Source organism: Xanthomonas dyei, from assembly GCF_002939865.1.
In the GTDB taxonomy this organism is placed as follows: domain Bacteria; phylum Pseudomonadota; class Gammaproteobacteria; order Xanthomonadales; family Xanthomonadaceae; genus Xanthomonas; species Xanthomonas dyei.
The window spans coordinates 202,372-222,012 of sequence record NZ_MDEE01000001.1 but is presented as its reverse complement, the minus strand read 5'-3'; the positions used below and the strand labels follow the sequence as shown (position 1 = coordinate 222,012).

Genomic DNA, 19,641 nt, shown 5'->3' with positions numbered 1-19,641 from the left:
GATACCACCCGTTTGCCGCTGCGCTGTGGTGGTGTGGGTCGTCTCAGTGTGGCCGCAGATCATGACCGCGAGCGGTCTTGCCGCAAGCGCAACTGAAAGTGATTCCGATTAGATCATTGCCCGCCGGCTTAGTGCACCATGCGCGCATTGCGTTGCTGGAGCACACCATGAAAGGCCATCCCGAAGTCGTCGACTACCTCAAGCAGCTGCTACGCGGCGAACTGGCGGCACGCGACCAGTATTTCCTGCACTCGCGCCGCTACGAGGATCAGGGCCTGATGGCGCTGTACGAGCGCATCAATCACGAGATGCAGGAAGAAACCGAGCACGCCGACGCATTGCTGCGTCGCATCCTGTTCCTGGAAGGCGACCCGGATATGCGTCCGGCCGAGTTTGCGCCAGGCAAGACCGTGGTCGAGATGCTCGAGCGCGATTTGGTGGTGGAATACGAAGTCCGCGCGGCGCTCGCTGCCGGCATGAAGCTGTGCGAAGAGCACGGCGATTACGTCAGCCGCGACATGCTGCTCAAGCAGCTGCAGGACACCGAAGAAGACCATGCCTGGTGGCTTGAGCAGCAGCTCGGCCTGATCAAGCGGATCGGTCTGGAGCTGTACCAGACCTCGAAGATCGACAAGGGCCACGTGGCCGGTTGATTGCGGGATCGCTGCTGACCGTTGTGCGGTGCAAAGCCGCGCGGCGGTGGCGGAGGTGGCCTCGGCATATGGGCCAGCGCGATAGACGGCCCACGCATCGATTGCGCCAGATCGGCTCTGCTGATCTCATCGCTCTACCGCTGGTCGAGCTGAGATAGATCACCGGCGTGGTGCCGACGTTTTCGTCAAGGCCGTCCAGACGTCGAGAGTGGCGTTGCAGACCTTGTCTCGACGTTGCCTGCGGTCAGCCGCGGTAGCCGACACCGGCGGTGAGGCCGGGTGTCAGCTGCGTTGCAGGCGATATACCGCGGTGTAGAGTGCGGTGACGCCATCGGCACGGAAGCGCGGTTCCTGCTCCAGGATGTCGCGCTGTTCCAACTGCTGCACCTGCCATTGCGCCTGAAACAGCGTCTGCACCTCGGACGTATCCACCGCGAAGGGTGGGCCGGCCTTTTCGGCTTGCGGATAATCCAGCGTGATCAGCAGCCCGCGACACATGGCAGGCAAGCGCGCGTAGGTGGTTTGCAGATACCGCCGGCGCAGATCCGCCGGCAAGGCCACCAGCGCAGCACGGTCGTAGACCGCCGTGCAATCGGCCAATACGCTTGCGTCCAGCGCAAAGGCGTCGCCGCAGATGATTTCGATGGGGCCGGCGACGAAATGTTCGCCAGCGCTGCTGGTGTGGCGCTGCGGTTGCAGGTTGGCCTCATCGAAGAACTGCGTCACGGCCAGCGGCGAGAGCTCCACGCCCAGGACACGATGGCCTTGCGCAGCCAGCCAATGCATGTCCAGTGTCTTGCCACAGAGCGGCACCAACACGCATGCAGCGCGTGGCAACTGCAGTGCGGGCCAGTGCTTTTGCAGCAGCGGCATCACCTCATCCTGATGAAAGCCGGTCTGTCCGTCCTGCCAGCGCTGTAGCCAGAAGTTTGTGTCCATGCTGTTGCCTTGTTGGTTGCGTTGACGAGTGACGTAGTGGCGGGAATAGCAGTGACATCTCAGATCTAAAGGAGCCGATCAGACCGCACCGCGCCCGGCATCCGCGCGACATGCACACCGACCATCTTGACTGGTCCTTGCCCGCCCGCCGTCGCGGGACCTTATGCGGCATGGATGCCGCATAAGAGCTTACATGGACGTACTTGCAGCGTGTCCTGCGATGGTGGGCGGGCAAGGGCCCTGCAGTAAATCCGCAGATCAACCACGCTACAACCGACGCATCCGCACCGTGCGAGGCAGAGCTTGAGCTTCAGCGTCGTCTCGTTGTTCCAAGCCGAGCTGATCGAGGGCGCGATGCCCTCAGCGCTCGCGGGACACGTCGTATATCCATCCATGGAGACTCCGTGGCGACATTCATGTCGCCACAGGGTCCCGCGAGCGCTGAGGACATCGCACCTGTAATTTGGCCGTGTGCTGATAGGAACCACAACGCCGGCCGCGCCTATCTGGCGGTGATTTTATTAGCCACTCAAAACGCCCGGACAACGTGCAGTCGCGCGGCGCGTCAGCGAACCACCGTTAATGAGCTTCCAGCCTGTCCACCTTTTGTTGCGCCTCAGTGAATCAGGGCTCAGCGTCAGTGCCAACCGTGCCGCCGCGCATCACCGCGATGACAGACCGTTACTGCACTTCCAGTCCATCCACCTTCTGCCACCCGCGCGGCAACAACGAGCCGCGACTCGCACGTGTGCCCACATACGTGTCCAGATCCTTGAACGACAGGCTCATGGTACGTGCGCCGCTGCGGACCAGCAGGGTGTTGCCCGGTGCCACCGCGACCACCGCCACCACGCGCTCGGTGCCGAGTTTGGCCTTGGGGATCTCGATGATCTTGTTGCCTTTGCCCTTGTCCAGCTCGGGCACGTCGGTGGCCGGCACCGCCAGCAGGTTGCCGGCGCTGGTGACGGCGACGATGCGGTCGGTCTGCGGGTTGCTCACCTGCGCCGGGCTCAGCACATGCGAGCCGGTGGTCAGGTTGAGCATCGCCTTGCCGGCCTTGTTGCGGCCGGTGAGGTTTTCGAAACGGGTCACGAAACCGTAGCCGTGCGAGGACGCCAGCACGAAGCGGGTGGTGTTGTCGGCACTGGCCATGACCTGGAACGACGCGCCCGAGGCCGGCGAAAAACGCCCGGTCAGCGGTTCGCCGTTGCCGCGCGCCGAGGGCAACGTGTGCACGGCAGTGGAATAGGCGCGGCCATCCGAATCCAGAAACGCCACTTGATGGGTACTGCGGCTGCGCACTGCGGCCAGCAGGCTGTCGCCGTCGCGATACGACATGCCGGCCGGATCGACCTCGTGACCCTTGGCTGCGCGCACCCAGCCCTTTTCCGACAGCACCACCGTCATCGGTTCGCTGGCGACCATCTCGGTTTCGTCGATCGCCTGCGCGGCGCCACGCTGCACCAGCGGCGAGCGACGTGCGTCGCCGAACTTCTTGGCGTCGGCGGTGAGCTCGTCCTTGATCAGCTTCTTCAGCTTGGTCTTGCTTTCCAGGATGGCCATCAACTGCGCGCGTTCCTTGGCCAGCGCTTCCTGCTCGCCGCGGATCTTCATTTCTTCCAGGCGCGCCAACTGACGCAGCTTGGTTTCCAGGATGTATTCGGCCTGTTCCTCGCTGAGCGCGAAACGGGCGATCAACACCGGCTTGGGTTCGTCTTCGCTGCGGACGATGCGGATCACTTCGTCCAGATTGAGGAAAGCGATCAACAAGCCTTCCAACAGGTGCAGGCGACGCTCGACCTTTTGCAGGCGATGGTTGAGGCGCCGGGTGACGGTATCGCTGCGGAAGGTCAGCCACTCGGTCAGCAGCTGGCGCAGATTCTTCACCTGCGGCCGGCCGTCCAGACCGATCACATTGAGATTGACGCGGTAGCTGCGTTCCAGATCGGTGGTGACGAACAAGTGGCCCATCAATTGCTCGGCATCCACGCGGTTGGAGCGCGGCACCAGCACCACCCGCACCGGGCTGGTGTGGTCGGATTCGTCGCGGATGTCTTCCAGCCACGGCAGCTTCTTGGCGCGCATCTGCTGGGCGATCTGTTCAATCACCTTGGACGGCGATACCTGATACGGCAGCGCATCGATGACGATGTTGGCGTGTTCTTTTTTATACGTGGCACGTGCGCGCACGCTGCCATGGCCGGTCTCGTAGATGTTGCGCAGGTCGGCAGCCGGGGTAATGATTTCCGCAGTGGTCGGGTAGTCCGGGCCCAGCACGTGCTCGCACAGGTCGGCGACCGTGGCATCGGGGTTGTCGAGCAGGCGCAGCAGCGCGCTGACGATCTCGTTGAGGTTGTGCGGCGGTACGTCGGTGGCCATGCCGACGGCAATGCCGGTGGTGCCGTTGAGCAGCAGGTGCGGCAGGCGCGCCGGCAACCAGGTTGGCTCTTCCAGGGTGCCGTCGAAGTTGGCCGCCCAGTCGGTGGTGCCCTGGCTGATTTCGCCCAGCAACACTTCGGCGATCGGGGTCAGCTTGGACTCGGTGTAGCGCATCGCCGCGAACGACTTGGGATCGTCGGTGGAACCGAAGTTGCCCTGGCCTTCGATCAGCGGGTAGCGGTACGAGAACGGCTGCGCCATCAGCACCAGCGCTTCGTAGCACGCGCTATCGCCGTGCGGATGGTACTTACCGATGACATCGCCCACGGTGCGCGCGGACTTCTTCGGCTTGGCGGCCGCGTTTAGGCCGAGCTCGCTCATGGCGAAGATGATGCGGCGCTGCACCGGCTTCAGGCCGTCGCCCAGGAACGGCAGGGCGCGGTCGAGCACCACGTACATCGAATAATCGAGATAGGCGCGTTCGGCGTACTCGCGCAGCGGCAGCTGTTCGAAGCCGTGGAAGGTGGGGCGGGTCAGATCGGTCATGTAAAGCCAGGTCCTGCGAAAGAAGAGCCCGCACCAGAGCGCGGACTCGAAGAGCGCCGATTATCCGGATGCGGCGGGGGATGCCAAGCCGCGCGCGTGGCCGGCAGCCAGATAACGGGTGGGCGGAGCGCCGAAATGGCGGTGAAACACACTGACGAAGGCACTGGGGCTGCTGTAGCCGAGCTGGTCGGCCACCTGCGCCACCGCGCTGCCCTGGCTGAGCCGGCGCAGGCCTTCGGCCAGCCGGGCCTGCTGCCGCCATTGCGCAAAACTCAACCCGGTCTCGTCGCGAAAATGCCGGCTCAGGCTGCGCGGCGACAGCCCGCCCCAATCGGCCCAGGCATCGAGCGGGCGCGGGTCGGCGGGGGTGGCGAGCAATTGCCGGGCAATCCGCACCAGGCGGCGGTCGGCCGGCATCGGCAGGTGCAGGTGGTCGATCTGGACCTGGCATAGCTCGTCCAGCAGCACCGCGGCCAGCCGTTGCTGGGCGGTATCCAGCGGCTGATCCAGCGGCCAGCTGGCGGCGCGCATGATCGCTTCGCGGGCCAGCCCGGTCAGCCGGATCACCCCGCCTTGCGCGGGCAGGGCGGCGCAGGCATCCGGCCGCACCACCACGCCCCAGCCGCGCATCGGACCGGCCAGCTCCACGGTGTGCTGCTGGCCGGGCGGCATCCAGCCGGCGCAGCCCGGCGGCAGCGACAGCGCGCCCTGTTCGGTATGCACGGTCAGCACGCCTTGCTCGACGACCATCAGCTGCCCGCGCACATGCGCATGCCATGCGGTTTCCGGTGCCCATACCGCGCGCAGGTCGGCCAGGAACGCGATCAGCACCGGGCCGTCGGCCCATTCGAAGCTGCCACGCACGCCGGGCGGCAGTGCATCCACCGTCGTTGGCGGGTTTTCGATAGTCATTGGCTTGATTGTATTACCAGGCCAGCCAAAGCGGCGCGTAAGGTGACAATTCCTTGCTGACGGTTTAATCCCGGTTGAGATATTTGCGTTGACAAATATATTTTTCAGAACAAAATGTGTCGTATGAATTTAACGCCCACCGCTCCGCCGTCGTTCGGGTTGCTGTTGCGCCAAGTGCGCGACGCGCTGATGCGCCAGCTCGATGCCGAGATGAAGGGCGAGCTGCCCGATTTCGGTTTCAGCCACTACGTCGGTCTGAAGATCCTGGCAGTGCGTTCTCCCTGCACGGCCAACGAACTGGCGCAGGCGCTGGACCAGACGCCGAGCGCGGTGACCCGCCTGCTCGACAAGCTCGAGGCACTGGGCGCGGTGCGGCGCGAGCCGCATGCCGAGGACCGGCGCGCGCTGCAGATCGTCATGACCGAGCAGGGTGTGGCGCTGTGGGAACGGCTGCGCTTGCGTGGCGAACGTGCGATCGAGCATGGCCTGCGCGACCTGGATGCCCCTGAGCGCGAGCAACTCACCTCCCTTCTTATCCGTGTCCGCGATGCACTCAACTCATGAACGCTGCTAGTTCCTTCATCCAGACGCTGCGCCCGCGCTCGATGCGCCTGGCGCGGCCGCTTGTTCTCACCGCATTGACGCTGGCGCTGGCGGCCTGCGCCAGCAGCCGTGGGCTGGCGCCGCAAGGCACCGTGCTCGACGCCAGCCAGCTGCATGCCGAGCGCACCCTGGCGCAAACCTGGCTGAGCCCGGCGGCATGGCCGGCCAGCGATTGGTGGCGCGCGCTGGGCGATGCGCAATTGAATGCGCTGATCGGCGAAGGCCTGCAGCACAGCCCCAGCCTCGACGCCGCCGACGCGCGCCTGCGCCAGGCACAGGCCCGTATCGGCACCGCGCAGGCCGATCGCGGCCCCAGCCTGTCGGTCTCCGGCGGCTACGCAGGCGTGCAGTTGCCGGAATCGGTGGCCGGCGAGGAACGCGGCGGACGCTTTGGCGGTAACGGTCAGCTGGTGGTGGATTTCCGCTACGGCGTGGACCTATGGGGCGGCAAGCGCGCCGCCTGGGAAGCGGCAGTGGACACCGCGCACGCGGCCGAGGTGGATGCGCAGGCAGCGCGCCTGAACCTGTCGGCGGCGATCGCCGAAGCCTATGCGCAGCTCGACTACGCCTGGCGTCTGCACGATGTGGCCGACGAAGAACTGGCGCGCTCGCGCAAGACCGTGGAGCTCACCCAGCAGCGCCGCAGTGCCGGCATCGACAGCGATCTGCAGCTGCGTCAGGCGCAGGCCCGGGTGCCGGCCGCACAGCAGCAGGTGCAGTCGGCGCAGCAACAGATCGACGAGGCGCGTAACGCGCTGGCGGCGTTGCTTGGCCAGGGTCCGGACCGCGGGCTGGACATCGCACGCCCGGTGCTGGGCGCGACCATTGCCGCGCAGCTGCCGAGCAACCTGCCGGCCGATCTGCTCGGCCGTCGCCCGGACGTAGTGGCTGCGCGCTGGCGCGTGGAGGCGGCCGACAAGGACATCGCCACGGCCAAGACGCGCTTCTATCCCAGCTTCAACATCATCGCCCTGGGCGGCGTGGTGAACCGCGATGTCGGCCAGTTACTGGAAAACGCGTCGGTGTTCGGCGTGGTTGCGCCGGCATTGAGCCTGCCGATTTTCGACGGCGGCAAGCTGCGTGCCAGTCTGGCCGGCAGCGACGCCCAATACGACCTGGCGGTAGCCGACTACAACCAGAAGGTGATCGCGGCACTGCGCGAAGTGGCCGACCAGGCCAACGCAGTACGTTCGCTGGAGCAACGCGCACGTGCGCAGGACGACGCCGTGCAGACCGCTGCTGCGGCATTCGATCTGGCTCAGCAGCGCTACCGCGCCGGTATCGGCGGCTATCTGGACGTGCTCAGCGTGCAGGAGCAATTGCTTGTCGCACGCCAGCGTATGGCCGGGCTGCAGTCGCAACAACTTTTGGCCTCGGTGAGGTTGCAGCGTGCGCTGGGCGGCGGATTCACGCCGGAGCCCGCACACACCGCGCCCACTTCCGCACAACCGAATTCCTGAGACATCGACGATGAGCCAGACGACTCCAACTTCTTCCCAACCCGCGCCCGCCGCACCCAGCAAGCGCCGTGCGGCGCTGCGCATCGTGGCCATTGTGGTGATCCTGGCGATCATCGGCATCGTGACTTGGTACGTCCTGGTCGGGCGCTGGTACGAGGACACCGACGACGCCTACGTGCAGGGTAACCAGGTGCAGATCACCCCGATGGTGGGCGGCACGGTGGTCAGCATCGGTGCCGAAGACGGCATGCGCGTGGAACGTGGCCAGCTGCTGGTGCAACTGGACCCGGCCGATACCGCAGTGGCGTTGCAGCAGGCCGAAGCCAATCTGGCCAAGACCGTGCGCCAGGTGCGGGGTCTGTACCGCAGCGTGGAAGGCGCGCAGGCCGAGTTGTCGGCACGCGAAGTCACCTTGCGCAGTGCCCGTGCCGACTTTGCGCGACGCAAGAATCTTGCTGCCAGCGGCGCCATCTCCAACGAAGAACTGGCGCATGTCCGCGAAGAACTGGCTGCCGCCGAAGCGGCAGTGAGCGGCTCGCGCGAGAGCTTCGAGCGTAACCGTGCGTTGATCGACGACAGCGCGCTGTCCAATCAGCCGGATGTGCAGACGGCTGCAGCGCAGGTGCGTCAGGCCTATCTCAACCACGCGCGTACCGGTGTGGTGGCACCGGTGTCCGGCTATGTCGCACGCCGTTCGGCGCAGGTTGGCCAGCGCGTGCAGCCGGGTAGTGTGCTGATGGCGGTGGTGCCGCTGGAGCAGGTGTGGGTGGAAGCCAACTTCAAGGAAACTCAGCTCAAGCACATGCGCCTGGGCCAGGAAGTGGAGCTGCATTCGGATCTGTACGGCGGTGGCGTCGACTACACCGGTCGCATCGAGAGCCTGGGCCTGGGCACCGGCAGCGCGTTCTCGCTGTTGCCGGCGCAAAACGCCAGCGGCAACTGGATCAAGATCGTGCAACGCGTGCCGGTGCGCATTGCGGTGGACAGCAAGCAACTGGCCGACAACCCGCTGCGCATTGGCTTGTCGATGAAGGTCGACGTCAATCTGCACGACCAGCAGGGCAGCGTGCTGCCGACCAAGCTGGCGACCGGTTCGGTGTTCTCCACCGATGTGTATGCGCAGCAGTTGCAGGCTGCCGACGCCGACATCCATCGCATCATCCAGGACAACCTGCCGTCGCAGGCTGCCAGCAAGGCGGGCTAAGCCACCATGTCTTCGCAAGCTCCCACCGCGTCCGGCGGCCCGGCGGCGCCGGCGCCCGCTGCCGGCTTTCGTCCGGCCAGCGTGGCGTTGTGCACCATGGGTCTGGCCATGGCCTCGTTCATGCAGGTGCTGGACACCACCATCGCCAACGTCTCGTTGCCGACCATCGCCGGCAATCTCGGCGCCAGTTCGCAGCAGGCCACGTGGGTCATCACCTCGTTCGCGGTGAGCACGGCGATCGCGTTGCCGCTGACCGGCTGGTTGAGCCGGCGCTTTGGCGAGACCAAGTTGTTCGTGTGGTCCACGTTGGCCTTCACCATCGCCTCGCTGCTGTGCGGGCTTGCCCAGAGCATGGGCATGCTGGTGGTCGCGCGCGCGCTGCAAGGGTTTGTCGCCGGGCCGATGTATCCCATCACCCAGAGCTTGCTGGTGTCGATCTACCCGCGCGAAAAACGCGGGCAGGCGCTGGCGTTGCTCGCAATGATCACCGTGGTCGCGCCGATTGCCGGGCCGATCCTGGGCGGCTGGATTACCGACAACTACAGCTGGGAATGGATCTTTTTGATCAACGTGCCGCTGGGCATCATCGCCAGCAGTATTGTGGGCTCGCAGTTGCGGCATCGCCCCGAACAGCTCGAAAAACCGCGCATGGATTACATCGGCCTGATCCTGTTGGTGGTCGGCGTGGGCGCATTGCAGCTGGTGCTGGACCTGGGCAATGACGAAGACTGGTTCTCGTCCGACAAGATCGTGGTGCTGGCCTGTGTCGCCGCCGTGGCGCTGGTGGTGTTCGTGATCTGGGAACTCACCGACAAAGACCCCATCGTCGATCTCAAACTGTTTCGGCACCGCAATTTCCGCGCCGGCACCTTGGCGATGGTGGTGGCGTATGCGGCGTTCTTCAGCGTGAGCCTGTTGATCCCGCAGTGGCTGCAACGCGACATGGGCTACACCGCGATCTGGGCCGGCCTGGCCACCGCACCGATCGGCATCCTGCCGGTGTTGATGACCCCGTTCGTGGGCAAGTACGCATTGCGGTTCGATCTGCGCATGCTGGCCACCGTCGCCTTTATCTTTTTATCGTTCACCAGCTTCCTGCGCTCCAACTTCAACCTGCAGGTGGACTTCAGCCACGTGGCCACCGTGCAATTGCTGATGGGCGTCGGCGTGGCGTTGTTCTTCATGCCGGTGCTGCAGATCCTGCTATCGGATCTGGACGGGCGCGAGATCGCGGCCGGCTCCGGCCTGGCTACGTTCCTGCGGACGCTGGGCGGCAGCTTCGCTGCATCGCTGACCACGTATCTGTGGGCGCGCCGCACCCAGGTGCACCACGCGCACATCACCGAACACATCTCGGTCTACACGCCCGGCATGCAGGAACAGGTCGCCGCGATGGGGCAGGGCGACCTGCAGCGCGGCGCGGCCTCGCTCAACAACATGATCAACCACCAGGCCTCGCAGATGGGCTTCAACGACATCTTCTATCTGCTCGGCTGGACGTTCCTGGTGATCATCTTCTTCCTGTGGTTGGCCAAACCGCCGTTCGGCGCTGGCGCCGGTGGCGCGGCGGCGGCTGGGGGGCACTGAGCGCACGTCAGGTTGTGCGGCTCGGCTAGACTGGCGCTGTTCACTCAGGAGCAGCGCCGATGGTCAGGTGTTGGGCAGGTAGGGCATTCACGGATGGAGCTTCGCCAGCCACGTCGCGATCATCGCCTCTGCCAGCGCGGCGACTACAGCTGCCGCAGTGGTTTGCATGGTTGCTGCTGTGTCTTGCGGTGTGCTGTTGCTTTCCCGTCGCTGCCACGCCTGAGCCTCTTGCCGACCGCCTGACCCGGCAGATGCAGCTCAATCGGCAACGCTACGGCATCGTCGGCCAGGCGGTGGTTGTCGTGCACAACGGCAAGCGGGTGTTTCGCGGAGTCGACGGCGTTGCAGATCTGCAGACGCAGCAGCCGGTCACGGACGAGCAGATATTTCCGGCGTTTTCGGTCGCCAAGCTGTTTGTCAGCACCTTGATCATGCAGCTGGTCGAGGCAGGGCAGATCGACCTGGATCAGCCGGCCAGGCAGTATCTGCCTGCGTTACCAGAACCCTGGAAGCACATCACCGTTCGGCAGCTGCTCGATCACACCTCCGGTCTGCCGGAGTACTTCGAACCGTCGCAGATGCGTGGCGCGGACGATGCCAATGCGCGCTTTGCGTCCAGCGCGCAGGCGATGTTCGAGCGACTGGCCACACAGCCCTTGGCCGCCGTTCCCGGCAGCGAAACGCGCTACACCAACACCAATTACGTGGTGCTTGCGCAGCTACTGCAGGCCCACTACCGCAAGCCTTATCCACAGATCGCATCGGAGCGGATCATCGCCAAGCTGCATCTGACGCGCACATCAATTGGGCGCCCACTGCTGCCTGCGCACAGCGTGGCCAGCGCGTATCTCGGTACCGACGGCAAGCTGGAGCCGGAGCCCACTGTCGCCTGGCCGGAGTACGCGCTGGCGCATGGGCAGTTGTACACAAACGTCGACGATCTGAGCACGTTTCTGGAGGCGGTGCGGACCGGGCGCCTGGTGGGCAAGGAGACCCTGCGCAAGCTCTGGCAACCGCAGACGCTTCCCAACGGGCAGCGCGGCTGGTTCGCCAGCGGTTGGGAGGTCGGGCAAGACGATGCGTATCAATCTGTCGGCCACGATGGCGGCGCGCGAGTGCGGGTGCGGATCCTGTTCGATACGACGCTTGATGGTGACAGCTACAGCGTGGTCTATCTCACTAATGGCAGTGCGCGCGGTGTGTGGAGCAGGGTGCTGCTGGACAGCGTCCTTGCCACGCTCTCACCGCAACGGTTTCCCAGTAAATCGCTGGCTGAAACACTGATCGCCTTCGCACTGCACGCTCCTGACGAGCGGGAGACTCGCACCTTCGCGCAGGCACTTCGGGCACGGCCCGGCCTGTCCGATGCGGCGCTCGAACGGGCGATCAACGCGACTGGCTACACCGTGTTGTCCAACCTGGGCGCCACCGCCGCGATCAGGGTGTTTGCACTCAACGTGGACTTGTTCCCGGCATCGAGCAATGCGCGGGACAGCCTGGCGGAGGCGTATGAGGCGGCGGGAGATGTCGCGCGCGCCAAGCGCATCAGACAAACGATCAAGGACAGATCCAGCAGTCCTGACTAAGCGCAGTCAACACGCCACTGTCGCGGTAGAGCCAGATGCCTCCGCTGTCGGCGAGCACATTGAACGCTATGCCAAGCAAGGCCGCATTGGTGCGACGACACCTGCGCCTGATGCGTCTGCGATGGGCTTGCATGCGCCTGCTGTGCCCACGCGGGCGTGCTGAGCGTGGCAATCAGCAACGAGGCACGTGGCGGCGAGCGGCGCATGGGGAGTGCCGTGATGGTGGCGCGGCATCCTCATGCGTGTGGATCGCGTGCGGCGAGTGTCGAAAGTCACTGCCTGGCGCGGTACAGCGTTGGATCTACGTAAAACGCTGCGGCCACGCGCAGCCATGTGTCTTGTTTGCAACACATCGCGATGGATCACTACTTCTGTGCTTGCTGCTCGGCGTGAGCTTGGCTGGTGCTCAGTGACTTGGCCACGCGATGCAGGAATCAATCGCTCCGCGTGCGAGAGCAAACGCCCAAACGCAAAAAACCCCGCCGAAGCGAGGTTTTTTACGATCTACCGTGAGTCGTGGTGCCCAGGAGAGGACTCGAACCTCCACGAAGTTGCCCCCGCTAGCACCTGAAGCTAGTGCGTCTACCAATTCCGCCACCTGGGCGACTCAGGGGGCGAATTGTGCAAGCTGCGCGTGCGGCTGTCAACGCACTTTCTTACATTTTTTGTGTGCGGCATGCAGCGCTCGGCAGCCGGACGCGGCGGACGCATGGATCGCGCGCGCCGCGCGGCTTGTTACGGCAGTTGCGTCGCCTGCAAGCGGACCTCCGCACTCTGCACCGGCTCATTCGCCGAGCGCGCCAGTTGCACGCGGTAGGTGCCGGCAGCGATCTTCCAATGACGTGCCTTGGTATCGAAATCGGCCAGCGTCTTAGGTTCGGCCACCACTTGCACGCTGCGCTTTTCGCCGGGCTTGAGGGTGAGCTTCTGCCAACCGATCAGGCGCAGCGGTGTGGCATGGCCATCGGGCAAGGTGACGTAGAGCTGCGGCACTGCGGCGCCTTCGCGCGGGCCGGTGTTCTCCACCTCAAAGCGCGCGGTGAGGGTGCTGCCTTGCGCGTCCACCTGCAGGCCGCCCATGCGAAATTGCGTGTACGACAGACCGTGGCCGAACGGATAACGCGGGGTGAGCTTGCGCGCGGCAAACCATTTGTAGCCGACGTTGGCGCCTTCGATGGCGTAGTCGATGCTGTCTTCGCCCGGCTTGGCCGGCTTGAAGCCCAGCCCCGGAATCGACGGGCGCGGCAGCTGCGATTCGTCCACCGGCCAGGTCACCGGCAAATGGCCGGACGGATTCACCACGCCGGTGAGCAGGTTGGCGATCGCTTGGCCGCCGCCGATGCCCGAATACCACGCCTGCAGCACCGCCGGTACGCGCTCGGCCCAGGGCATGCGCACGGGGCCGTTGGTTTCCAGCACCACGGTGGTCTTGGGGTTGGCCTTGGCCACTGCGTCGATCAACGCATCCTGGTTGTCGGGCAGCTGCATGTCCGGCAGGTCCACCGATTCGGCGGCCCATTGGGTGGCGAACACGATGGCGACATCGGCTGCTTTGGCCGCACGCGCGGCCGCATTGCGGTCCTTGCCGTCGACATAATCGATCTGCACGTTCGGCAATGCCGCGCGCAGTGCCTGCAACGGCGAGGACGGATGGATGATCACCGGGCCCGGCCAGGTGGTCGGGGTGAGCCCGGGCACCGCGTTGCCGCCATTGATGGTGTAGTCCACCCGCGAGGAGCCGCCGCCGGACATCACGCCCTTGTCGGCGTAGCCGCCGATCACCGCGATGCGGCGCACGTCCTTGGACAACGGCAACAGGGCCTGCTCATTACGCAGCAGCACGCTGCCTTCTTCGGCCACATGCTGTGCGGCCAGTTGCCCGGCCTTGCCATCGATGGGTTGGCGCTGGGTCGGGTGATCGAACGCGCCATGCGCAAACAGGCTGCGCAATACGCGCTTGACCATGTCGTCGAAGCGCGCGCGCGGCACCACGCCGGCACCCACCGCCATGCGCAACGGCGCATCGAAGAACACTGCCGCATCGAACACTTCGCCGGCCGATTGTTGATCCAGGCCGGCCAGCGCGGCCTTGGAGCCGCTGTGCACACCGCCCCAATCGGACATCACATAGCCGGGGTATTTCCATTCCTGCTTGAGCACCTGGTTGAGCAGGTAATCGTGCTCGCAGCCGTAGACGCCGTTGATTTTGTTGTACGAACACATCACCGACGCCGGGTCGCCGATCTTCAGCGCAATCTCGAAGGCCAGCAGGTCCGACTCGTGCATCGCCTGCTCGCCAATCTCGGCGCTATGGAAGTTGCGCCGGGTTTCCATGTCGTTGAGCGCGAAGTGCTTCATCGTCGACAGCACGTGTTCGCTCTGCACGCCGCGGATCGATTCGCCGACCATGGTGCCGGCCAGCAGCGGGTCTTCGCCGGCGTATTCGAAGTTGCGCCCGTTGCGCGGATCGCGCTGCAGGTTGACGCTGCCGGCCAGCAGCACGTTGAAGCCCTGCTGCCAGGATTCGCGGCCCATGGTCTTGCCGCCGGCAAAGGCCAGCTGCGGGTTCCAGCTGGATGCCGTGGACGGGCCGGACGGCATCGCGGTGGCGAAGTCGCCCTTGCGGATGCCGCCGGGATTGGTCACGCCCACGCCGGCATCGGCCAGCTGCTGCGCCGGGATGCCCAAGCGTGGAATGCCGGGCACATAGCCTGCCGACCCCAGCGCGCCTTCCGGCTTAGGAATCTTGTCGGTGCCCAGGCCGAAATAGCTGCGCAGCATCTGGAATTTTTCGTCGTCGGTCATCTGCGCCAGCAGGCGGTCCGCACGTTGGTCAGCGGTCAACGCGGTGTCCATCCATGGCGGCGCTGCCGCTGCGGATTGTGCGAGTGCCAACGGCGCAGACAGCGCGATGCCCAGGCCCATGACCACCACCGAGACGCGCGGGCGCGGGCGAAGAGTGATCGTTGTAAACGGTTTCATAGCGGGATGTGGCACGGGGTGTCCTTGTGGTGCTGAGTCATGACGAAATTGGGGGCAGCGAGATGCCCGGATGGGAGGCGCGCTCAGGCGCCGCTCTGTCGCTCGCCTGGAGAGGCGGCGCGGTTAGAAGTCGGTCTGCGCGGTACGCAGCACCGGATAGAGCTGGTAGCGCTCGTCCCAGGAAGCGTGACGCTTGGCGAAGAACTCCAGGCGCGCTTGCGGGCTCTTGGCAAACTCCGGGTCGCTGGCGATGCGCTGTTCGAACTGGGCCTTCAACGCGGCGTCGTTGGCCAGCATGTCGCGCGCCACGTCTTCGGCCACATACGCCTCCATGTATTCCTTGCGCTCGAAGGCCGCGTTGAAAAAGCCCCACTGCAGCAACGAGTCCGGTGCCTGCGGCTCCAGCATCGCCATCAACAGGCGCGCCTTGGATTGCGCAATCGGCACGAACAACGCGCCGGCCGGCACGCTGCGGGTTTCATCGCGCCATTGCCCACCGACCTCCAACGTCTGGTGACCTTCGTTCGAGCGCGCGGCAAAGTTGGCGGTGTCGGCACGGAAGGTTTGCACCGGGTGCTCGGCCGTACTGGCGACGGTGCGGAAATCGATGCCATGCAGACGTAGTTTCTCGGCGACGAAGGCCGCTTGTGCTGCCGGCACCAGATAGCCGCCACGCGGTGCGTCGACCACCAGATCGGGTTTGATCTGATCGCGCAGCGGTACCTTCCAGATCTGCGGTTTGCTCTCGTCGTAGCGCGTCATCAACGCGCCGGAAATCGGCGAGGGCGTGCGCGTATACGCATAACCGCGAAACGCCACGGTGCGTGCGGCAGGGCCGGCGGCAAAGCGCAGCGGCTCGGGCATGCCGGCCAGCTGGCTGGCGCGTTGATCGGCCGCCAGCGCATCGGCGCGCCAGGCGCTGCCATGTCTTGCGGCCTGCTGCAGCACCGACACGATGGCATTGCGGGTGACCCGCACGCGCGTCGGGTAGTCCTTCCACGAATGGGTTTCCACCAGCATGCCGAAGCGGTTGCGCAGCAGGAAATAGCCATGCGAAAACCGCGGCGGCGACACGTCGTCGGCGAAGCCGGAGCTGGGGTCGTCTTCGTGCACGAAAGAGGGGTAATACGGCAGCGGCAGCGAGCCTTGCTTGGCCAGATCGCCCAGCACCGCATCGCGCCAACGCGTGCCGTCGCGCTGCAGCGTGGTGTCGCCGGCATGCACCGGCTCCACCTGCACCGAGACGTCGTGCTCGAACTTGGCGCCGTCGGTGACATGCAGGTCCACGTACATCAGCGGGTCCCACTGCTGCACCAGCCGCAGCATGGCCTGCATCTCCGGCGCGTCGGCCTTGACGTAGTCGCGGTTGAGATTGAGGTTCTGCGCGGTGGTGCGCCAGCCCATCTGCTCGGGGCCGCGCTGGTTGGGGCGGTTCCAGGCACCGAAACGCTCGTGTCCATCCACGTTGAACACCGGCACGAACACCCAGACTAGCTTGTCGAGCACGCCCTTGCCGGCCTTGCCATCGAGCAGCTGGCGCAAGGCCAGAAAGCCCGCGTCCTTGCCATCGATCTCGCCGGCATGGATCCCGCCCTGGATCAACACCACCGGCAGCTTGCGCTGTGCGGCGCTGGTCGCATCCAGCGCGCCGCTGGTGGAGGCGATCAAGGCCTTCATCGGCCGACCTTCCGGTGTGGTGCCGAACTCCACGCAGCGCACCGCCTGCGGATAGCGCTGCGCAAACGCATCGCACAGTGCGATGACTTCGTCATAGCGGCCGGTCTGCACAAAGCCGCTGCGCTCGGCCTGGGTGGTCAGCGGTTCGGCGGCCAGCACGGCAGGGGCGCAGATCAACAACAACAGGCTCAGGCCCAGGCGGGTGAAGCGGGGCATCCAGCGGTCCAGTGTTCCAGGAAAACGTTTGCAATGTAGCCGAGCCGAGCTGGCAGGCCAATCTGCACTGCGGCATGGCCGCCGACTTCAAGCGAGCGCGAGCGAATCGAAAGCAGTGCTTTTGCCCGGGGATCGACGCGTTCTGCGTACGCCCGCACTCGGCGCCGATTGCGTATGGCGCGATGCCCGTAGCGCGCGACGCCAGCGGCCGATCTGCTCCCACATGGCGGCCGGGCTCTCGGCGCCGGTACGATAGGGCCTGTCTTCGCTCGACCGGACCGCCTTTGACCACCTCGACCTTGCCGGGCCCCACGGCCGGCGCACGTCTGCCGCGCCAGATTCCTTTCATCATCGGCAACGAAGCCTGCGAGCGTTTCAGCTTCTACGGGATGCGCAACATCCTGGTGCAGTTTCTGATCACCTCGCTGCTGCTGCAGGAGGTTGGCGGGCCAGGCCGCGAGGCCGAAGCCAAGCACATCCTGCACAGCTTCATGATCGGGGTGTTTTTCTTCCCGCTGCTGGGCGGCTGGCTGGCCGATCGGCTGTTCGGCAAATACAACACCATTCTGTGGTTCAGCCTGATCTATTGCGCGGGCCATGCGTGTCTGGCGATGTTCGAGGGCAGCCGTCACGGCTTCTTCGTGGGGCTGGGCCTGATCGCGTTGGGCGCAGGCGGCATCAAGCCGCTGGTGGCCTCGTTCATGGGCGACCAGTTCGACCAGTCCAACAAACACATGGCCAAGGTGGTGTTCGATGCCTTCTACTGGATCATCAACTTCGGCTCGTTGTTCGCCTCGTTGCTGATCCCGCTGGCACTGAAACATCTGGGCCCGGCGTGGGCATTCGGCATCCCGGGCATTTTGATGTTCGTGGCCACGCTGGTGTTCTGGCTGGGGCGCAAGCGCTACGTGCTGGTGCCGTTGCCGCCGAAAGACCCGCACGGGTTCGGCGCGGTGCTGCGTACGGCATTGCTGGCACGCGCGCCAGGGCAGGGGCGGCCTGGTCTGGCGTTGGCAATCATCGCGGTGGTCGCTGCACTGGCCTGCATGACGCTGATCGAGCCGCTGGGCATCGTCATCTGTCTGTGCATGGCGCTGGTGCTGCTGCTGGCCGGGATCGGCGGCGGTACCTGGTGGCAGCTGGAACGCGCGCGTGGCACGCATCCGGATGCAGCGGTCGAAGGCGTGCGCGCCTTGCTGCGGGTGCTGGTGATCTTCGCGCTGGTGACGCCGTTCTTTTCGTTGTTCGATCAGAAGGCCTCGACCTGGGTGCTGCAGGGGCGCGAGATGACCATGCCCGCGTGGTTCACCGCCTCGCAGATGCAGGCGCTCAATCCGCTGTTGGTGATGTTGCTGATCCCCTTCAACAACCTGGTGCTGTACCCGCTGCTGCGCCGTCGTGGCTGGGAGCCGACGCCGTTGCGTCGCATGACCAGCGGTATCGCCTTCAGTGGCGTGGCGTGGATTGCGGTCGGCGCGATCCAGGTCGTCATGGACGGCGGCGAGCCGATGCATATCGCCTGGCAGATGCTGCCCTATGCCTTGCTCACCTTCGGCGAGGTGCTGGTGTCGGCCACCGGCATCGAGTTCGCCTACAGCCAGGCGCCGCCGTCGATGAAGGGCGTGGTGATGAGCTTCTGGTATCTGACCACCACGGTGGGCAATCTATGGGTGCTGCTATCGAACGCGGCGGTGCGCAACGCGACGGTGACCTCCCATATCGCCGATACTGGGCTCAGCGAAGCGGCATTTCTGATGTTTTTCTTCGCGGCCTTCGCATTTCTGGCAGCACTGGCCTTTGGCCTGTACGCGCGCCGTTATCGCATGGTCGACAATTACCGTTCTGCCTGAGGTCCGCATGATTACCCTGATCCTGATCGCCATCACCGGCATCGTCTCGTGGATGGCGTTCAACAACCGCAAGCTGGCCGACCGGCTCATCCTGTGGCCGCCGGCGTTGGACAAACAGCGCCAGTACGACCGCCTGGTGACCTACGGCTTCATCCATGCCGACCTGGGGCACCTGGTCTTCAACATGATCACGCTGTTCTTTTTCGGACGGGTGATCGAGAACGTGATGACGCAGCTGACCGGCAGCGTGCTGACCTATCCGTTGTTCTATCTGGCCGCGCTGGTGGTGTCGATCCTGCCCAGCTATCTGAAGAACCAAAAGAATCCCAACTACCTGAGCCTGGGCGCCTCCGGTGCGGTGTCGGCGGTGTTGTTCGCCTTCATCCTGCTGCAGCCGTGGACCATCATCCTGGTGCTGTTCATTCCGGCACCGGCGATCATCTATGCGGTGTTCTACGTGGGCTACAGCCTGTGGATGGACCGCCGCGGCGGCGATCGCATCAACCACAGTGCACACCTGGCCGGTGCGGCATTCGGGGTGATGTTCATGCTGATCATGGAGCCGCGGGTGTGGCAGATCTTCCTGGAGCAGCTGTCCAATCCGCGCTTCGGCTGAGGGCGCTGGCAGGTCCGGCCGCTCGGGTACCGGGCTGGCCGGCGTTGCGGTAATGCATCAGTGCAGCGGTTGCGTGCGGCAACCGTGCCAGGACCGACGCCATGGCGTCACAGGTCCTGGCAGGTGGACAAATGCCGGCATCAGGCCGCGCTGCGTTCCCGGTCGGTGCTGAGCGCCGCGCCCGACACCGCGCCGTAGGCCTGCTGCAAACGCTCGTAGACGGTATCGTTGAGTTGTGCGAAGTCGGGGTTGTGGGTGTCGCCAGTGATGGCGAACTGGAACAAGCCTTCCAGCAGCGAGCTGTCGCTGTCTGTGCCGTGTCCTGCCGAATCGTTGTGCATGCGGTGACTCCTCGTTGGTAAGGCGAGGGCGCTGGCCAGGCCGGAGACCGGTCGCAGGAAGCGCCTTCGAGTCAGCTATCGGCGCTGCCC

14 protein-coding genes and 1 tRNA gene are annotated in these 19,641 nt (G+C 65.1%); 8 read left to right on the top strand and 7 right to left on the bottom strand.

Annotated elements, in window-relative coordinates:
* The first annotated feature begins 167 nt into the window (after positions 1-167).
* Positions 168-653 carry a bacterioferritin gene (gene bfr, locus XdyCFBP7245_RS00980; RefSeq protein ID WP_074059611.1) on the top strand — a complete coding sequence of 162 codons (486 nt, stop codon included), beginning with the start codon at positions 168-170 and terminating at the stop codon, positions 651-653.
* A gap of 282 nt (positions 654-935) precedes the next feature.
* Here the strand turns inward: bfr and XdyCFBP7245_RS00975 are convergent, their stop codons facing one another.
* The 3 genes from XdyCFBP7245_RS00975 to XdyCFBP7245_RS00965 form a co-directional block, all read right to left on the bottom strand.
* A complete protein-coding gene (locus tag XdyCFBP7245_RS00975) occupies positions 936-1,592 on the bottom strand; it encodes a thiopurine S-methyltransferase (RefSeq protein ID WP_104613972.1) in 657 nt (218 codons plus the stop codon).
* A gap of 681 nt (positions 1,593-2,273) precedes the next feature.
* Positions 2,274-4,517 carry a DNA topoisomerase IV subunit A gene (gene parC / locus XdyCFBP7245_RS00970; RefSeq protein WP_104613971.1) on the bottom strand — a complete coding sequence of 748 codons (2,244 nt, stop codon included), beginning with the start codon at positions 4,515-4,517 and terminating at the stop codon, positions 2,274-2,276.
* Between the two features lie 60 nt (positions 4,518-4,577).
* Positions 4,578-5,429, bottom strand: a complete 852-nt coding sequence (locus XdyCFBP7245_RS00965) for an AraC family transcriptional regulator (RefSeq protein WP_104613970.1) — start codon at positions 5,427-5,429, stop codon at positions 4,578-4,580.
* A gap of 123 nt (positions 5,430-5,552) precedes the next feature.
* On the opposite strand from XdyCFBP7245_RS00965, the gene XdyCFBP7245_RS00960 reads away from it, so the two are divergent.
* From XdyCFBP7245_RS00960 to XdyCFBP7245_RS00940, 5 genes are all read left to right on the top strand, one after another.
* Entirely contained in the window at positions 5,553-5,993 is a 441-nt protein-coding gene (locus XdyCFBP7245_RS00960; RefSeq protein WP_104613969.1) for a MarR family winged helix-turn-helix transcriptional regulator, read from the top strand.
* On the top strand, positions 5,990-7,492 hold the full coding sequence (locus XdyCFBP7245_RS00955; protein WP_104613968.1) for an efflux transporter outer membrane subunit: 1,503 nt from the start codon (positions 5,990-5,992) through the stop codon (positions 7,490-7,492). Before XdyCFBP7245_RS00960 ends, XdyCFBP7245_RS00955 begins: the two co-directional genes overlap by 4 nt.
* Before the next feature lie 10 nt (positions 7,493-7,502).
* Positions 7,503-8,696, top strand: a complete 1,194-nt coding sequence (locus XdyCFBP7245_RS00950) for an HlyD/EmrA/EmrK family protein (protein WP_055845048.1) — start codon at positions 7,503-7,505, stop codon at positions 8,694-8,696.
* A 6-nt stretch (positions 8,697-8,702) separates the two neighbouring features.
* Positions 8,703-10,283 carry a DHA2 family efflux MFS transporter permease subunit gene (locus XdyCFBP7245_RS00945; protein ID WP_104613967.1) on the top strand — a complete coding sequence of 527 codons (1,581 nt, stop codon included), beginning with the start codon at positions 8,703-8,705 and terminating at the stop codon, positions 10,281-10,283.
* A 170-nt stretch (positions 10,284-10,453) separates the two neighbouring features.
* Entirely contained in the window at positions 10,454-11,869 is a 1,416-nt protein-coding gene (locus XdyCFBP7245_RS00940; protein ID WP_244907740.1) for a serine hydrolase domain-containing protein, read from the top strand.
* A 517-nt stretch (positions 11,870-12,386) separates the two neighbouring features.
* On the opposite strand, the gene XdyCFBP7245_RS00930 is transcribed toward XdyCFBP7245_RS00940, so the two are convergent.
* The 3 genes from XdyCFBP7245_RS00930 to XdyCFBP7245_RS00920 all read right to left on the bottom strand — a co-directional run bounded on the left by XdyCFBP7245_RS00930 (position 12,387) and on the right by XdyCFBP7245_RS00920 (position 16,744).
* Positions 12,387-12,473: transfer RNA gene (locus XdyCFBP7245_RS00930), tRNA-Leu, on the bottom strand.
* Between the two features lie 131 nt (positions 12,474-12,604).
* Positions 12,605-14,794, bottom strand: a complete 2,190-nt coding sequence (locus XdyCFBP7245_RS00925; protein ID WP_170068461.1) for a beta-glucosidase family protein — start codon at positions 14,792-14,794, stop codon at positions 12,605-12,607.
* Positions 14,795-14,974: 180 nt separating this feature from the next.
* Entirely contained in the window at positions 14,975-16,744 is a 1,770-nt protein-coding gene (locus XdyCFBP7245_RS00920; protein WP_104613964.1) for a M14 family metallopeptidase, read from the bottom strand.
* A gap of 284 nt (positions 16,745-17,028) precedes the next feature.
* Here XdyCFBP7245_RS00920 and XdyCFBP7245_RS00915 point away from each other — a divergent pair, with 284 nt between their 5' ends.
* Both XdyCFBP7245_RS00915 and XdyCFBP7245_RS00910 read left to right on the top strand, forming a co-directional pair.
* Positions 17,029-18,594, top strand: a complete 1,566-nt coding sequence (locus tag XdyCFBP7245_RS00915) for a POT-type proton-dependent oligopeptide transporter (protein WP_104613963.1) — start codon at positions 17,029-17,031, stop codon at positions 18,592-18,594.
* Positions 18,595-18,601: 7 nt separating this feature from the next.
* On the top strand, positions 18,602-19,210 hold the full coding sequence (locus XdyCFBP7245_RS00910) for a rhomboid family intramembrane serine protease (RefSeq protein WP_104613962.1): 609 nt from the start codon (positions 18,602-18,604) through the stop codon (positions 19,208-19,210).
* 140 nt (positions 19,211-19,350) lie between these two features.
* Here the strand turns inward: XdyCFBP7245_RS00910 and XdyCFBP7245_RS00905 are convergent, their stop codons facing one another.
* Complete coding sequence (locus XdyCFBP7245_RS00905) at positions 19,351-19,551, bottom strand: hypothetical protein (RefSeq protein WP_104613961.1); 201 nt, start codon at positions 19,549-19,551, stop codon at positions 19,351-19,353.
* Positions 19,552-19,641 lie beyond the last annotated feature (90 nt).

What these genes read in the sequence shown, in the direction of transcription:
- bfr (WP_074059611.1), top strand. Translation starts at nt 168, where the DNA reads ATGAAAGGCCATCCCGAAGTCGTCGACTACCTCAAGCAGCTGCTACGC.
- XdyCFBP7245_RS00975 (WP_104613972.1), bottom strand. Translation starts at nt 1,592, where the DNA reads ATGGACACAAACTTCTGGCTACAGCGCTGGCAGGACGGACAGACCGGC.
- parC (WP_104613971.1), bottom strand. Translation starts at nt 4,517, where the DNA reads ATGACCGATCTGACCCGCCCCACCTTCCACGGCTTCGAACAGCTGCCG.
- XdyCFBP7245_RS00965 (WP_104613970.1), bottom strand. Translation starts at nt 5,429, where the DNA reads ATGACTATCGAAAACCCGCCAACGACGGTGGATGCACTGCCGCCCGGC.
- XdyCFBP7245_RS00960 (WP_104613969.1), top strand. Translation starts at nt 5,553, where the DNA reads ATGAATTTAACGCCCACCGCTCCGCCGTCGTTCGGGTTGCTGTTGCGC.
- XdyCFBP7245_RS00955 (WP_104613968.1), top strand. Translation starts at nt 5,990, where the DNA reads ATGAACGCTGCTAGTTCCTTCATCCAGACGCTGCGCCCGCGCTCGATG.
- XdyCFBP7245_RS00950 (WP_055845048.1), top strand. Translation starts at nt 7,503, where the DNA reads ATGAGCCAGACGACTCCAACTTCTTCCCAACCCGCGCCCGCCGCACCC.
- XdyCFBP7245_RS00945 (WP_104613967.1), top strand. Translation starts at nt 8,703, where the DNA reads ATGTCTTCGCAAGCTCCCACCGCGTCCGGCGGCCCGGCGGCGCCGGCG.
- XdyCFBP7245_RS00925 (WP_170068461.1), bottom strand. Translation starts at nt 14,794, where the DNA reads ATGGGCCTGGGCATCGCGCTGTCTGCGCCGTTGGCACTCGCACAATCC.
- XdyCFBP7245_RS00920 (WP_104613964.1), bottom strand. Translation starts at nt 16,744, where the DNA reads ATGCCCCGCTTCACCCGCCTGGGCCTGAGCCTGTTGTTGTTGATCTGC.
- XdyCFBP7245_RS00910 (WP_104613962.1), top strand. Translation starts at nt 18,602, where the DNA reads ATGATTACCCTGATCCTGATCGCCATCACCGGCATCGTCTCGTGGATG.
- XdyCFBP7245_RS00905 (WP_104613961.1), bottom strand. Translation starts at nt 19,551, where the DNA reads ATGCACAACGATTCGGCAGGACACGGCACAGACAGCGACAGCTCGCTG.